13 protein-coding genes are annotated in these 15,377 nt (G+C 38.2%); 1 reads left to right on the top strand and 12 read right to left on the bottom strand.

Annotated elements, in window-relative coordinates; all coding sequences use genetic code 11:
• Nucleotides 1–19: 19 nt before the first annotated feature.
• The 3 genes from MHB39_RS07745 to MHB39_RS07735 all read right to left on the bottom strand — a co-directional run bounded on the left by MHB39_RS07745 (nt 20) and on the right by MHB39_RS07735 (nt 2,771).
• On the bottom strand, nt 20–1,000 hold the full coding sequence (locus MHB39_RS07745) for a VanW family protein (RefSeq protein ID WP_305193345.1): 981 nt from the start codon (nt 998–1,000) through the stop codon (nt 20–22).
• A 301-nt stretch (nt 1,001–1,301) separates the two neighbouring features.
• The gene (locus tag MHB39_RS07740; protein ID WP_342546175.1) at nt 1,302–1,910 is read right to left on the bottom strand and encodes a CAP domain-containing protein; all 609 of its coding nucleotides are present in this window, start codon (nt 1,908–1,910) and stop codon (nt 1,302–1,304) included.
• Nucleotides 1,911–2,141: 231 nt separating this feature from the next.
• The gene (locus MHB39_RS07735; protein WP_342546174.1) at nt 2,142–2,771 is read right to left on the bottom strand and encodes a hypothetical protein; all 630 of its coding nucleotides are present in this window, start codon (nt 2,769–2,771) and stop codon (nt 2,142–2,144) included.
• A gap of 157 nt (nt 2,772–2,928) precedes the next feature.
• On the opposite strand from MHB39_RS07735, the gene pgeF reads away from it, so the two are divergent.
• Nucleotides 2,929–3,693 (top strand): peptidoglycan editing factor PgeF, encoded by a 765-nt coding sequence (pgeF, locus tag MHB39_RS07730; RefSeq protein ID WP_342546173.1) that lies wholly within the window; start codon nt 2,929–2,931, stop codon nt 3,691–3,693.
• A 36-nt stretch (nt 3,694–3,729) separates the two neighbouring features.
• Here the strand turns inward: pgeF and MHB39_RS07725 are convergent, their stop codons facing one another.
• From MHB39_RS07725 to hydA, 9 genes are all read right to left on the bottom strand, one after another.
• Complete coding sequence (locus tag MHB39_RS07725; protein WP_054550733.1) at nt 3,730–4,842, bottom strand: Ger(x)C family spore germination protein; 1,113 nt, start codon at nt 4,840–4,842, stop codon at nt 3,730–3,732.
• Nucleotides 4,839–5,921 (bottom strand): GerAB/ArcD/ProY family transporter, encoded by a 1,083-nt coding sequence (locus MHB39_RS07720; protein WP_342546172.1) that lies wholly within the window; start codon nt 5,919–5,921, stop codon nt 4,839–4,841. Before MHB39_RS07720 ends, MHB39_RS07725 begins: the two co-directional genes overlap by 4 nt.
• Before the next feature lie 28 nt (nt 5,922–5,949).
• On the bottom strand, nt 5,950–7,344 hold the full coding sequence (locus MHB39_RS07715; RefSeq protein ID WP_342546171.1) for a spore germination protein: 1,395 nt from the start codon (nt 7,342–7,344) through the stop codon (nt 5,950–5,952).
• Between the two features lie 153 nt (nt 7,345–7,497).
• Nucleotides 7,498–8,871, bottom strand: a complete 1,374-nt coding sequence (locus tag MHB39_RS07710) for an amino acid permease (RefSeq protein WP_257961404.1) — start codon at nt 8,869–8,871, stop codon at nt 7,498–7,500.
• 245 nt (nt 8,872–9,116) lie between these two features.
• Complete coding sequence (locus MHB39_RS07705) at nt 9,117–9,326, bottom strand: hypothetical protein (RefSeq protein WP_016995612.1); 210 nt, start codon at nt 9,324–9,326, stop codon at nt 9,117–9,119.
• Between the two features lie 45 nt (nt 9,327–9,371).
• A complete protein-coding gene (locus MHB39_RS07700) occupies nt 9,372–10,886 on the bottom strand; it encodes an NCS1 family transporter (protein WP_342546169.1) in 1,515 nt (504 codons plus the stop codon).
• 124 nt (nt 10,887–11,010) lie between these two features.
• Nucleotides 11,011–12,273: an NAD-dependent dihydropyrimidine dehydrogenase subunit PreA gene (gene preA / locus MHB39_RS07695; RefSeq protein WP_048389894.1), complete on the bottom strand. Its 1,263-nt coding sequence runs from the start codon at nt 12,271–12,273 to the stop codon at nt 11,011–11,013.
• 188 nt (nt 12,274–12,461) lie between these two features.
• On the bottom strand, nt 12,462–13,829 hold the full coding sequence (locus MHB39_RS07690) for an NAD(P)-dependent oxidoreductase (protein WP_342546167.1): 1,368 nt from the start codon (nt 13,827–13,829) through the stop codon (nt 12,462–12,464).
• Nucleotides 13,830–13,929: 100 nt separating this feature from the next.
• Nucleotides 13,930–15,333 (bottom strand): dihydropyrimidinase, encoded by a 1,404-nt coding sequence (gene hydA, locus MHB39_RS07685; RefSeq protein WP_036077638.1) that lies wholly within the window; start codon nt 15,331–15,333, stop codon nt 13,930–13,932.
• Between the last annotated feature and the right edge of the window lie 44 nt (nt 15,334–15,377).

The raw sequence follows: 15,377 nt of genomic DNA, 5'->3' as shown, positions 1-15,377 counted from the left end.
GTGGTGTCTCCTTACAACATTATGGTTTTTTCAATAATTCTACATATTTTTCTGCCGTTCGAATTTCAATTGTTAGAGAATTCTCTCCATAACTTGCCTTAATTAAAAATGGTACATCATTTGAGTTTTGAAACCTAAAATCTAACGTATCATAAGAAACCGTAGCATCTCTTCCTTTTGGGACATATCCTACATCTAACGAATGATGATGGCGCTCAACATATTTGACGGGAATTTGGTCTACTGCATTAAACAAGGTTGAAGAAGTTTGACAGATTCCACCACCAATTCCCATGACTACCTTCTTATTAATAATTTCAGGTGCGGGTTGATAGCCATTTGCCTCATCTCTGGGACCTACAATTGTATTAAAAGAAAAATAATCGCCACTGCCTACAATCACATTATGAATGGCTCTAGCAGAGAGCTCAATATTTTTATTTCTTCCTAAATCAGCACGATTGAAATAAGTTGTATAAGATGCAACAACCACTTCCTCTAATAAAGGAAGATCCTCAAAATAATAGCCACTTTCTGTTATATAGAGCGGCATTTCTACCTGACCGCCAGTCGCAGAAGCTTCGATAATACGCTCCACTAGCTCACTTTCCTTTAAAATGATTTGCGGCTTCCCCTTGATCACTTGCCCGTTTTCATCCAATCGATCAAGCATCATACGCTGATCATAGCCATTTGATGTGTCCGTTCCTCTCGCCCATTCCCTTGCTAATTGTTCGATATGCTTTTGATAGGCTTGTGGGTCCGTATCGAAGCCAAATTCCTTTGGAGATATTGTTTTAAGTACCTTACTCGTAGTTGGATCAACAACCTCTACAATAGGATCAATCATTTGTTCTTGTTCATATGTAACAGGTTGCTGTATTTCCTCACGTTGTTGAATTTCTTGTTCTAGCTTGTTATCAGGGACTGCTGTTTTTTCACAACCTACGAGACCCGTCATACAGATAACGCAACATGTAGCTAACCACTTCTTTTTCAACCATAAACACCACCTCTATCTTCATACTACAGAGACATCTTATTCGTCTATTGCTCATAGTGTGTTGTTTTTTGGTTATTTTTATTTGTCAAGATAGCAAAAACACGCTACATTATCCTTAGCCTGACATATCTAAAGATAGTTTGATGTGTATTCTTGTACTTAATTAACCTTTTAATGATTTAGGAGGATTAATTCTAGAAGAAGTAATATACGCTTCCAATACGCTATACTTTAGAATTTAACGCGAAAAAGAGCATCTACTAGCTATCACAAAAGCCAATAGATACTCTTTCTTTTTTTATTTTTGAATAAACATTTGTGTCCAGTAATTACCTTCTTGTACATAGCCTACACCAATATGTGTGTAGCTTTTATTAAGGATATTGGCACGGTGTCCTTCACTGTTCATCCAGGCCGTTACAACTTCCTGTGCGGAGCGTTGGCCCTTCGCGATATTTTCACCAGCAGATTTATACGTAATACCGAAGTTTTTCATCATGGTAAAAGGTGTACCATACGTTGGACTTGTGTGGTCAAAGTAATTTTTATCCTGCATATCTTGCGACTTATATTTAGCAACCCTTGATAGCTCCCAATCTTCTTGCAATGCTGGAAGATCTGCTTTTGCCCGTTCTGCATTGACAAGTTTCACAACCTCTTGTTCAACTGTTGCCTGTTCTTTTACAGGGACGTTAATTTTTTGACCTGGAGAAATTTGATTTGGGTTAGCGAGTTGTGGGTTGGCATCAATTAATTCCTGTACACCCGTTTCTGTTTTTAATGCTATTTTCCATAGAGTATCACCAGATGTCACTGTATAGGATTCGGCGGCCATTGCCGCAACTGGCACTAATAATGAAGTTGCTACTACTGAAGCTAGTGCTGCTTTTTTTATTTTTTTAAACATGTTAATCACCCTTCCTAATTGCTCTACCATTATCGTAAATAGTTTCTGAGCCATAATCATCACAAAATATTTGGAAGGATTTTTACAATTGTATGACAAGCTCGCCATATGTTTGGTTAAAGCCCTTTCTTTCGCTATTCTTTCCCATTGGAATTGTCATCAAGTTGCAATATGTTTGTAATTGGCATACATTACTAATAGATTCAGTGATCAATTGCTGCACAAAATATCCTATTTTGCTAATTGCTTACGCTGTAATCGATAAATTAAGAGAATATAGAGCCAATCATAAAAGAGCGTTGCTACAGAAATAATGGTAATTAAAGGTGTGCGGAAGTATAGATAAAAGCCTACCGCTGCAAATAATGTACCCACCATCTTACAAACTGCAATCCCCATGGATTGACCAGCTAAATTCCCTCTTTGCAAGAGTAAAGCAATAAATAGACCTGACATCATAAGATTTTGAAAGAATGCTACGTACTTTCCTTCGAAATCTTGAAATTCATAGACTATACCTAAAATGATCAGCATGCTAAAGATTAACGTGATCAAAAAGGAGAAATACAATAGCTTTTTTGATAGCATCTTTCGATATTCATTTGGAGCATAACGTAAAAATTGCATCAAAATAAAGATATCCAATACAAACCAAATCAGCGTAATATAGCGTTGCAGGTCATTTTGTGGGTAGAAAAAGGCAAAGATAAATTCCCATGAAATATTGGCACAAATAGCGACCATAGGCATGCCATAGGTTTTATCTTGCCATCCTCTGTAAATAACAAGTATATATGTAAAAATCCAAAAAAGACCCATTCCTACTTGGCAAATTAATAATATGTCTTGTTCACTCAACATTCACGCTCTCCCCCTCTCTAGCATTCCTTCTACTATATGAGGAAATCGATTCTTTATGTCTAAAAGTTTGATAGACGGGTAAAGGAGTGCTAAATAGTAAAAAACGGCAACCTATACATTCCACAAGCGATCCTATATAGTAAAACGAGGTGATTAAATGAAAATAAAAATGTATATAGATAATGAGCAATTTATCGCAGGAACGACCTTAAAAGATGAGATGGAGATTGAACACAATAATATGGCTTTGCATAGTTGCCATGATGTTCAAGCTATCATTAACAATCGTCAGCATTTAGCTGCGACATTGAACTGTGATTTACAAAATTTTATTTGTACAGAGCAAACACATAGTGCGAACTTTCATAAAGTCACATTAGCCGATCAAGGACGAGGAGCTGCACAAATGGAGACAGCGGTGAAGAATACAGACGCGCTTTATACAGTTGAGCCTAACTTACTATTATGTAGTTTTACAGCAGATTGCGTGCCCGTTATTTTTTATAATGCTGTGAATGGACTTGTCGGTGTGATTCATTCGGGATGGCAAGGAACAGTCAAAGAAATAACACCCAAACTGTTTCAGCATCTTATGAATGAAGAACAGTGTCGACCTGAGGACTTTCATGTTCAAATCGGTATGGCACTGAGTCAGCAGAAATTTGAGGTAGACGCAGATGTATATGAAAAATTTCACAGTCTTAGTTATGCCGAAGAGTTTATGTATTACAATGCAGAAACGAAAAAATACCACATTGATAATCAGCAGACAGTCAAAAAGCAATGTGAGCTTGCGGGTATTCCAGTGAATCAAATACAAATTGATGAAACCTGTACATTCCTTAGTCCCGATGGCTTTTCTTATCGTCAAGATAAACAAGCTGGAAGACATTTAAGCTTTATTATGCGAAAAACACAATAACAGCAAAGACCCTTCTTATCGAATGGGTCTTTGCTGTTATTTTAAAGTACCTGTACTAATAATGGACGTTTCTACATGGACCTTCACGTCTAATTTTCTAATAAGCTCTCTTGTTTTTTTCGATGTCCATTTTCCATGATGATACATTCTAAATTCTTCACTTAAGCCAGCTGGATCTACCTCTGTTTTATTTAATCGCGCTAAAAATTCACTAATATCCTGTTCCAGCTGTTTATTCACATCTTTTTCCAAATCACTAATACTTTCAACTGTAAATAAATGTGATTCTCTTTCTCCCTTATATTCGCTTAAAGTACCCTTTATTTTTAAGAAAATCGTTAATTTGGGTGATTCCATATTTTTATTACTCTCTTTTTTCACACTGCTCTCGATTAAATCAATCATTACCTTTTCTTCTCCATGTCCTGCATTTAAATCAAGGTGCAAAGGAGCAAGATTTTTCTGTCCACTTAAAGCTTGAATAACTAGTGCTTCCTCAGGTTTAATTAATTCATGCATCTGATTCCCTTTAAATATGGCAACGCCTTTAATCTCTAATTTCTCCTCTCGTTTTTCAACATAGGGTAATACTGTATCCACTACAGGATTTGTAATCGAGTACATAAAATCATGAATATTGGTATTGGGGTTAAAAGCAGTATTGATACTCGGCTCTAATAGATTGTTCAAATAAAAATTAATACTTGGCTTATCAGGATAATCTCCTTTTAAAATCGCTTCCGCATTATCCTTCACAACAGCTATCAATACTTTATTACCTACTTCCGCATTGCGATATAAGTGCTGAACAATTTTTCGAACATTCCCTTTCCGCGCAAAATCTTCGTTTACTAAGACAACTCGCAATTGATTGAAGACTATTTTCTTATCGGATTGCTTTTCTATTTCCACGATGCCGCTTGATACTAAATCTGTTGTGATAGAAAAAGTTTGTGTGTCTTTTTCTGCGTCTGGAGAATATTGGGGGATCGCTACTGTGAGTCTCATCTGATTCTCATCGATATAGTCAAAAGCCATCGAATCTACCATCCCAACATCCTCTAGAGGAACTTTTATTTCTTTTTTAGAACAGCCTGCAAGTAAAACGAAAATCAAAAAAGAAATGATGCATAGACGTTTATTTTTCATACCTGCACCTGCTTTTTTCGAATAACATATATCAGGATTAAAAACACTGGCCAGCTTACCAGCACATAGCCTACATAGTTACTTGCCATAAATAATTTTTCCTGGAATTCACGCGAAAAGGGCATTTTTACAATAAAGAAAATGATCAAGGCGATGATATACAACTGATAACTTTGCTTTTTCTTTTTAAGGAAGGTATCCATACCCCTTTTTGCACACCATACATAGGCTGTAATCGAGGATAAGATTAGAAAAACCCAAAGCGTAATGCCAATGATATCGATTCGCTCAATAAAGGTAAATTCTCCTGCCTTAAATAGGTTTAATACTGAAAACTCTACATTTTTTAATTGCCACTCTGAATAATACATGACGCTAATAGCTGTTGTGATAAAGCATAAAAATATACTAATCCAAATACCGATTAAGGAATGACGAAATGCCTTTTTTTGATCGATGATATATGGAAAATAAAATAGAATTAATTCGTAACCAAGGATAGAAAAATATCCTTGCTTTAACGCTTCATAAAATTCCTTAGGCGTAAAATTAAATAGAGGCAAAAAATGACTTGGATCACCTTTTTCAATGGCCCAGCGCGTAAAATAGAATAATCCAATGGTAATAAAAAATGTCATTATACAAAATCGTGCAATAGATTTAATACCCCCACTTACAATATAAATAAGTAGCAGTAAAAAGCAAAGAACAGGCATGGTGATGGTTTGTTCCTGCAATGCTGTACTTTGAATTAAGTGCATATAATTACTAATAATCCCTGCACTAAAAACAATAAATTGAATAATGATGAGTAGATTTATAAATTTTCCGAGCCATTTTCCCAATAATATTTCATTCATTCGAAATAAATCATCATTGGGAAACTTCGAACAAAGCCATACCATCGCAAATAGTGTCAGGCTAGCAATCACACCAAAGAGAAGAGGCATAAATGATTGTGTGTAGCCCATAGGACTTAATTTCTGAGGGAGCGAAAGGATACCGGTACCAATCATAATACTTTGCGCTAAGAAGATGACATGATAACGATTTAACACCTTTCCTTTTGTTGTATTCAAAGTTAACCACCTCATTCTCATTCTGACACTATTTTTTCTGTACTTTTGAAATACCAGTCTTACTTCTTATATATTTAGTTGGAAATCGGATGACACTATCCAATAAATCGCTTGGCTTTCTTGGAATAGCAGGTGTCATATAATGCGTTCCTAAGGATTTGAGACTTAATAAATGGTGGATTAACCACGCAAAGGCGAGCATCTGTCCAAACAAGCCAAATAAACCTGCTGATAAGATAAAAATATAACGGATAAATCGGCTAGTATTACTCATTAAGAAAATGGGCGGTAAGAAGGAAAGTAGTGCTGAGGTAGCGACTAATACAATGAGTATATTACTGAGTAATCCAGCTTCTACGGCCGCTGTACCAATTACAATACCTCCTACGATACCAATTGTTTGTCCGACTTTGGCAGGCATTCGAGAGCCCGCTTCTCGTAAGACTTCAATTATAAGCTCGATAAATAATACCTCAATCAGTGGTGGAAAAGGTACCTTACTTCTTGATTCTTGAAGATTTAGTAATAATTCGTATGGCAAAATTTCTGGATGAAAGGTTAAGGCTGATATATACATTGGTGTAATCATGATCGTTAAGAAAAAACCAAAAAAGCGCAGCATCCTTAATAAAGATGCTGTTGTCCAACGGTTGTAGTAATCCTCAATCGACACGAACATTTCAAAAAAAGAAGTGGGACAGACAATGGCTAGTTGACTATTATCCATAAAAACGACGATTCTACCATCCAGAAGATAACGGCAAATACTATCTGGACGGACTGTCATGTAATATTGAGGAAAGGGCGATAATGGATTATCCTCAATTAATTGCTTCAACACGGATATATCCGTAAATAACGGATAATCTACCTGGTCAATACGGTTTCTTAAATCATCTAAATTTTCATGGCTCACGATATTATCCATATACATAATCGATATTTTAATATTGGCTTCTGACCCAACAATTCGGTTTTCATTTTTTAGCATGGAGCTTTGAATCCGTCTTCTCACTAACGATATATTCGTTTCCAGTGATTCTGTAAATGCATCCTGTGGACCAATTACAGTCGACTCTGTTTCCGTATCCGTAATGGCCCTTGTAGGCGCACTATACGTATCGACACTTAATAGGGCGTTGGTTTCGTGAAAAAAAAGAAGGGTTTGCCCAGCATTCAATTTTTTAACGACACCTTTCACATCTTTCGGGTCCAAATATTGAGCCATTTGATGAATTTGTTTCAAATTATTAGCTAGTGGAATCGTCACCATGGTTTGTAAGGTCATTTTTTCGATGAGTGAGGAGAAATAAATGACCGTCACATCCCCTTCTTCTGTAGCGATCATTTTCAGTTTTACGTCATCGACTTCGTTAATCTCCTGCTTTAATTTAGCGACAATCTGCTCGGGTATCTCGTTCATTTTTGCTCCACCCCTTTTGTTCCGATAAATACCAGTCCATATCATTCATTTTTTAGTAGTTTGTCTTTTTTTCATTTAATTATGTAAAAATTGTGCTAGCAAAAATAGCCATACAAAAAGGATGCATCCCAATTAGAGATACATCCTTAAAGGTTATTCTATAGAATCTTTGCTGTATCGGTTTTTACCAATACCAAATACATAGTAGCTAATGGTTACGAGAATCAAGAAAATAATGCCCACTATTAATGACACGCGTGTATCATCATTGAACCACATGCCGACTAGTACCATGATTAAAAAGATGATTGTTACATAGTTTGTAATCGGTGCGAACGGCATTTTAAAAGGATGCTTTGCTAGCTGCGCTCCCTTTACTTTTCTAAAACGAATTTGACTTATTAAAATGATAAACCATGGAATCATCCCTGGTAAAACACTTGCACTATACACATAAACAAATAAGTTTTCAGGGGCAATATAACTTAGAATAACACCAACGACTAAGCCAACTAATACACCCGCTGTTCCAAATAAAGGCACACCATTACTAGAAAGCTTTGCGAAAAATTTTGGTGCTTGTCCATTCATAGCAAGTGTATATAACATACGTCCAGCACTATAGATTCCACTATTACACCCTGACATTGCAGCTGTGATGACGACGAAATTAATAATACCTGCAGCAGCTGTGATACCTACCTTAGCAAATGTTGCAACGAAAGGACTACCAATTGTGCCAAGCTCATCCCAAGGATACACTGTAACAATGACAAAGATTGCACCGATATAGAAAATTAAAATACGCCAAATAATGCTTTGGATGGCATTCGTAATCGTTTGTTGAGGATTTTTTGCTTCTCCTGCTGTAATCCCAATGAGCTCCACCCCTTGATAGGCAGCAACGACTAAAGATAAGGCAAAGAAAAATCCTGTCCAGCCACCTGTAAAGAAGCCACCGTGACTCCAAAGATTGGATAAGCCGATTGCTATTCCATCATTGCCAAAGCCAAAGAAGATGAGTCCGACCCCTGCAATAATCATTAAAATAATCGTAACAATTTTAATCATCGCAAACCAGAATTCAAATTCTCCAAACGATTTGACAGAAATGAAGTTCGCCACACCCAAAATCACCATTGCAATTAGACCAGGTATCCAAGCTGGTAATTCTGGATACCAATATTGCATATACGTTCCTACTGCTATAATTTCAGACATCCCAACAATAACCCATTGGAACCAGTTACTCCACGCTGTTAAATACCCTGCTAAAGGATGAATATATTTATAGCCAAATGTGGCAAAAGAACCTGTACTTGGCTCCATATAAAGCATCTCACCCATTGCCCTCATAATGAAAAAAATAAAAATACCTGCAATACCATAGGCAAGGAGTACAGAAGGTCCTGTCCATTGAATAGCACTTGCTGAGCCCATAAATAGCCCAACACCAATCGTACCGCCAAGTGCAATCATTTGAATATGACGTGCTTCTAATCCTCTTTTCAATTCCTTATTGGCCACTCCATAACGCCTCTTTTCCTGATGTTCTTTCTACGATGTTTTTACTTTAAAATAATAATCAATTTTTCTAAAAAAGACAAATGTATTTTTAGGAAAAACAAAAAATATTGCTATTTTAATAGAATAACAAAAAATAGGTAATAACGACGATTTATACGAAATATGATGTTACTTCAACATAATTTAAATCAGAAAATTCAAAAAACTCTATTCCGTTCAAGTCGAAAGGAATAGAGTTTACTTCGTTATTGTAATAAAGTTTGTTCCTGTAATTTTGCAGAGAAGTATTTACGTGCATCTGCTGTTAGAATTTGTAGCAATGTCACTTCTTCTTGACGAGCAAATTCTACAAACATCCCACTTAAATTCTCGTAGACATATTTGATTTTAAAGCCACTATCTAAATAATGATCTACTTTTTGAATTTCCTCTGTGCTTTGTTGGAATTCAGACATGCCATCACCTCACCTTCTTTTGAAAATGTCTTGATGTTGTCTCACTTACTCGGCACCCTTCATCTCTAACAGAGGATCTGGTTGCTCCACCAGTTCATCTTCATCCGGAGTCGCCGTTGGAGCTGCTGGTTGGCCAAATATTTCATCTAAATTATGTCCGACTGTAATACCTAAATATTTGGCATCACTTGGATCATCTAGCTCAGCTTGTGGATACTTTTTAAACCACCAATACTTCGCTAATACATAATATACAATCGCGCCTACAGCGAACCCTACTAAAGAAGAGTAAGTTGAAAATATATTGGCAACTGCACCACCGATTACCCAGGCGATTAACCCAGCCATATTAAAGCCCTTATAATATTTAAATTGCCCATCTAATTCATAAAGCTCTTTTACATGTACGCGCCGTTTACGAATCAGGTAGTAATCAGCAAATAAAATACCTACAATCGCTGTTAAAATACCGCCAATGATTAATAGGACATTGACCATGACATCAAATAGACTCCAAGGCTGTGCAAGAATACCAATAATCCCTGCAATAACTACCCCTACCCAGAATGGCACTTTCGGTCCACCGATATTAGAGAAAATAGTAGCTGCTGGTACAACGTTGGCAGAGGTATTTGTCGACCATTGTGCTAATACAATCATCAGCAATAGAATCCCAAGAATAAAGCCGCTTGCACTTTGCTGTAAGGCATTAATTGGGTCTGCCGAGGCAACTGCCATATAGCAAACTGCACCAATCGTAACAATGAATGTGTTTGTAATGGGCATGACAATTAAAGAGCCTACAAGCTGTGTTTTATTACGCTTGAACCAATTACGCTCATTTTTGGGTGCTTTAAAGAAACGGGACAAGGATGGCATATCTGCTGCTAAGGTTGCCCAAAAGCCCATATTTGCCATCACCACTACCATAAAGGCGGTAAAAGCAGCGAAGCCTGTTGTTGGGGTTTCCACCCATGTCCAAATATTTTTTCCCTGAGATGTTGCATTATCTGCCAATGTGTAATACATCCAACAAGAAATTAAAATAATGACAGGGGCTGCTAAATCAGCAAAACGCTCAATGGATTTAATACCAAGAGATGTATTAAAGAGTTGAAGCGCTGCAAACACAAGGAAGCAGATAAACCAATTATCAAAGCCAAACAATAAATTTAAAATTCCGTTTATCGCTAATGCACCAAAATACGTATTCAAACCAAACCAACAGGCAGCTGTAACACCACGTACAAGAGAAGGTATATGAGTACCGAATGTGCCAAATGGTGCACGCATATAAACAGGGAAAGATAATCCATGCTCTATTCCGATGTCACCAATTAACGTCATAAAGACGCCAATTAAACAAGAACCTACCAATGTTGCCACAATCACCATTGGTAAGGATAAATTCATGATAGCCGAACCACCAATGGCAAAAGCCGCTAATACAATTGCCATTCCTATCCAAATCACCGCAAAACCAAATGTTCCAATATTTCTTTGTTGATGTGTCACTGGAAGTAAATCTGGGGATTTTAAATAATTCCCTTCACGTTCCATAATGTTTCTCTCCTTTTTTTCTAATTTCCGTGACAACCTACTTGAAGTGCCTTCCTTCACCCAAAATGCTGAAGGAAGGTGGAATTTCGATTTTAATCTTTATTCAAAAATGAACAACGGTCCTTTATTTTGATAGACTGCTAAGAAGTGATTGGCGTTCATTCCATGTCATTGGCGGAATTGTAGATGGGCGTTCAACCATTGAAATGGCTCCATCGACAGGACAAACAATTGAGCATAAATTACAGCCTACGCAGTCTTCCTCACGAACCTTTAGCATTGGGCGACCATCCTCCGTATAAAGGTCAATACATTGATGGGATGTATCCTCGCAAGCAATATGACACTTATTGCAATTAATACAAACATCATTATTAATTTCTGCGACAATTTTATAATTTAAATCTAAATCACCCCAGTTTGAATACCTTTGTACAGAGCGACCAACTAAATCCATGACTGAAGCTAGACCTTTATCATCTAAGTAGTTATTCAGCCCATCAATCATATCCTCCACAATACTAAAGCCATGATGCATTGCTGCTGTACATACCTGTACGCCTGTCGCACCCATTAAAATAAATTCCGCTGCATCTTGCCAATTGGAGATCCCCCCAATGCCCGAAATCGGTACATTGACTAATGGATTACGAGCACATTCTGCAACCATGTTCAGTGCAATTGGTTTAACTGCTGGACCACAATAGCCCCCATGAGCTCCTTTTCCAGCCACATGTGGTACTGTATTCCAAGAATCTAAATCAACACCAGCTAAACTGTTAATCGTATTAATCATACTCACAGCATCTGCTCCACCTCGTGTTGCCGCTTCCGCCGTCACGGTAATATCCGTAATGTTGGGCGTTAGTTTAACAATAACAGGTGTACGCGCCGCTTCCTTTACCCAATACGTTTGTTTTTCCACCAATTCAGGGACTTGACCAGAGGCAGAACCCATGCCTCGTTCTGCCATCCCATGTGGACAACCAAAGTTAAGCTCAAGACCATCAACCCCCACATCTTCTACTCGTTTCACAATTTCATGCCATTTTTCTTGCTTTGGTTCCACCATTAACGAGGCAATAATTGCGTGATTAGGAAATTTCTTTTTCGTCTCATAAATTTCTTGTAAATTCACTTCTAATGGTCGATCCGTAATTAATTCAATATTGTTAAAGCCTGCCACACGTTGGCCATTATAGCTAACTGCTGCAAAACGGGAAGACACATTTAAAATCGGTTCTCCTAACGTTTTCCAAACTGCGCCACCCCAGCCCGCTTCAAATGCACGTTGGACTTGATAGCCTGAATTCGTTGGTGGAGCAGATGCTAGCCAAAATGGATTCGGCGATTTGATGCCCGCTAAATTAATGCGTAAGTCTGCCATATAAGTTCCCCCTCTATCCGTACTAACAATCTTTTGTCAACTGAAAGCATAGTGCCAGATACAGGCTGTATGACCACCATTTCAAAAGCTAATGTAATCATTCAGATGGGGGATTAACAGCCTGTATAAACCCGATTGATGAATCTAACAACCAGTGGAGGAAGAGCCTCCCTGATTGAAGGTTCACTTTATGCAATCTCACTTGGTTTTCTTAAACGTTCATGAATCTTATATGCTGCATCTTTTCCTTGCTGTACAGCGGTCACTACCATCGCTTCACCCTGTCCATTACCAAAGACAACATCTCCACATGCAAATACTTTGTCATTGGACGTTTGCATTGTTGTCTCATCAATGTCTACGACACCATTTGTATGAGCTAAACCAAAGGCTTCAATTAACGATACAAAACGAGTTTGCCCGATGGCTTTAATAACAGCATCCACTTCAATGATAAAATTGGAGCCCTTTACTTCTTCAGGGCGTTGTCGACCATCAGGACCTGCCTCACCAAGCTTCATTTTCACACATTCAATGCCTGTCACCTTTCCTGCTTCATTGCCAATAATTTTTTTAGGTGCAGTTAGCCATTTAAATTCCACACCATCCTGCTTGGCAAATTCATATTCAAATTTGTATGCTGTCATTTCTTTTTCTGTTCTACGATAGAGAATTTGTACATTATCTGCGCCTAAACGCACCGCACTTGTAGCACCGTCTATCGCCGTGTTTCCAGCACCGATTATGGCTACTCGTTTCCCTACAATATCATTTGTAAGCGGTCCCATTTTTGTTTTTCGAATAAACTCAATGGCATCATGTACCCCTTCTAATTCTTCCCCATCAATGCCCAAATTTGGGACAGCACCCATACCGACAGCTAAAATCACACTGTCATACTGAGCCAAAATTTCATCAGCAGAAATATCCTCACCTACAGCTGTATTCGTTTGAATGTCCACACCGAGCTGTTCAATCTGCTCTACTTCCCAATCTACGACATCATTTGGTAATCGGAATGCTACAATCCCATAGCTTCCTAAGCCCCCTGCCTTCGCTTCAGCCTCATAAATAGTTACTTGATAGCCTAAACGACTGAGCTCACGTGCTGCCGATAAACCAGCAGGACCTGCCCCTACAATGGCTATTTTCTGTCCATTATGTGGACCTGCCTTAAATAGCTGAGCATTGGTTTCCATTGCCCAATCCGTTGCATAACGTTGTAACTCACCAATTTTAATTGGCTTTGTTGAAGAATTTAAGACACACGCCCCTTCACACAGTTCTTCCGTTGGACAAACTCTTGCACAGCTTGCACCAATTGGGTTTGCTTCTAATATAGTCGTCGCAGAACCCTTCATATTACCAGATGCAATTTTTTTTATGAAATTTGGTATTTGAATACTTGTTGGACACGCTTTAATACATGGTGCGTCGTAGCAATACAAACAACGATTAGCTTCCTCAATAGCCTCATTCTTTGTCATCTTACCTTTTAATTCTACAAAATTACGTCTAAGCTGCACGGTCATTGCATTTTCTTGAATCGGAGCCATTTCCACATCCCCCTCATGTGTTCATTTTTTCCAATACCCTAATTACGAAACCGATTGCTTTGCTCTCCAGTCAAAACAATCGGTCCTATCCTACAAGAAGCTAAATGTTTAGTGCTTCCGCAGCTACTGTTTTTAATGGACGTTTAATGTATCGCCCACTGCCAAGTACCCCTACAAATTCTTTATTTTTAATGACATATTCCCCACGTACGAGTACACTAACAGGCTCACCTGTTACCTCCCAGCCTTCATATGGGTTATAGTCCACATTCATATGATGTGTTTTAGCCGAAATTTGGCGCTGTGCCTCTGGGTCAAAAATGACGATATCCGCATCTGAACCAATTGCAATCGTTCCTTTTTGCGGGAATAAGCCAAATATTTTTGCGGCACTAGTAGAGATCATATCAACAAATTCATTGATGGAAATTCTACCTTTTGCCACGCCCTCTGAGTATAAAATACTGAAGCGGTCTTCAATGAATGGTCCGCCATTTGGAATTTTCGAGAAATCATTTAAGCCTAGCTGCTTTTTACCCTTAAAGCTAAAGGAGCATTGGTCTGAGCCGATTGTCTGAAGCTGTTTCGCCTTTAAGGCATTCCATAAATGTTCCTGATGATATTTAGGTCGAAGTGGAGGTGACCAAACATATTTGGCTCCCTCAAAGCCAGGTTGTGCTAGTGCTGATTGATCGAGCGTTAAATACGGTGGACAAGTTTCACCATAAACATCATAGCCCTTCTCACGGGCAGCGATAATTTCATCTACCGCTTCTTTACATGTCACATGCACCACATAGAGCTTCGCACCAGCTATATGAGCTAATTCGATAGCACGCTTTGTTGCTTCGCCCTCCAATTCAGCTGGACGAGTCAGTGCATGATAGATGGGTTCCTTATGTCCTGCACGTCTTGCTTCCTCTACTAGCTCATCAATAACAGAGCCATTTTCACAATGGACCATCACAAGCGCACCGAGATCCTTGGCGATTTTAAAGGCTTTAAATAGTGTACGATCTGTCGCTTGGAATTCTTTTGCATACGCCATAAAAACTTTTACAGAGGTAATGCCCTCTTGCTCCAATAGCTGCGGTAATTCGGCTTCGGTTTCAGGTGTTAAATCACCAATCATCAAGTGGAAGCCATAGTCAATAGCTGACTTTCCCTTTGCCTTGTCATGCCATTTCTCTACGGCTGTCGATAATTTTTCTTCCCCTGCTGTTAAGCAGAAATCTAAAATAGTAGTTGTCCCACCAAAAGCCGCTGCAATGGTGCCTGATTTCCAATCATCATCTGTCACCGTGTTATTGAATGGCATGTCTAAATGCGTATGGGGATCAATGCCACCAGGCAATACGTACTTGCCTGTAGCATCAATAATTTCAGCGCCAGCATCCGTTAAATTTTGTCCAATTTGAACAATTTTACCGTTATCAATTAAAATATCTGCCTCAAATACATCAGCAGCTGTTGCTACTCTTCCACCTTTAATGATTTTTTTCACTATGCCTCTCACCCTTCATCACAAAATTAGAGAATGCTTGATAG

This window comes from Lysinibacillus sp. FSL K6-4013, assembly GCF_038630435.1.
Lineage (GTDB): Bacteria > Bacillota > Bacilli > Bacillales_A > Planococcaceae > Lysinibacillus > Lysinibacillus boronitolerans.
Note: the sequence above shows the minus strand (reverse complement) of the source record. Positions and strands in the feature narration are given on the sequence as shown.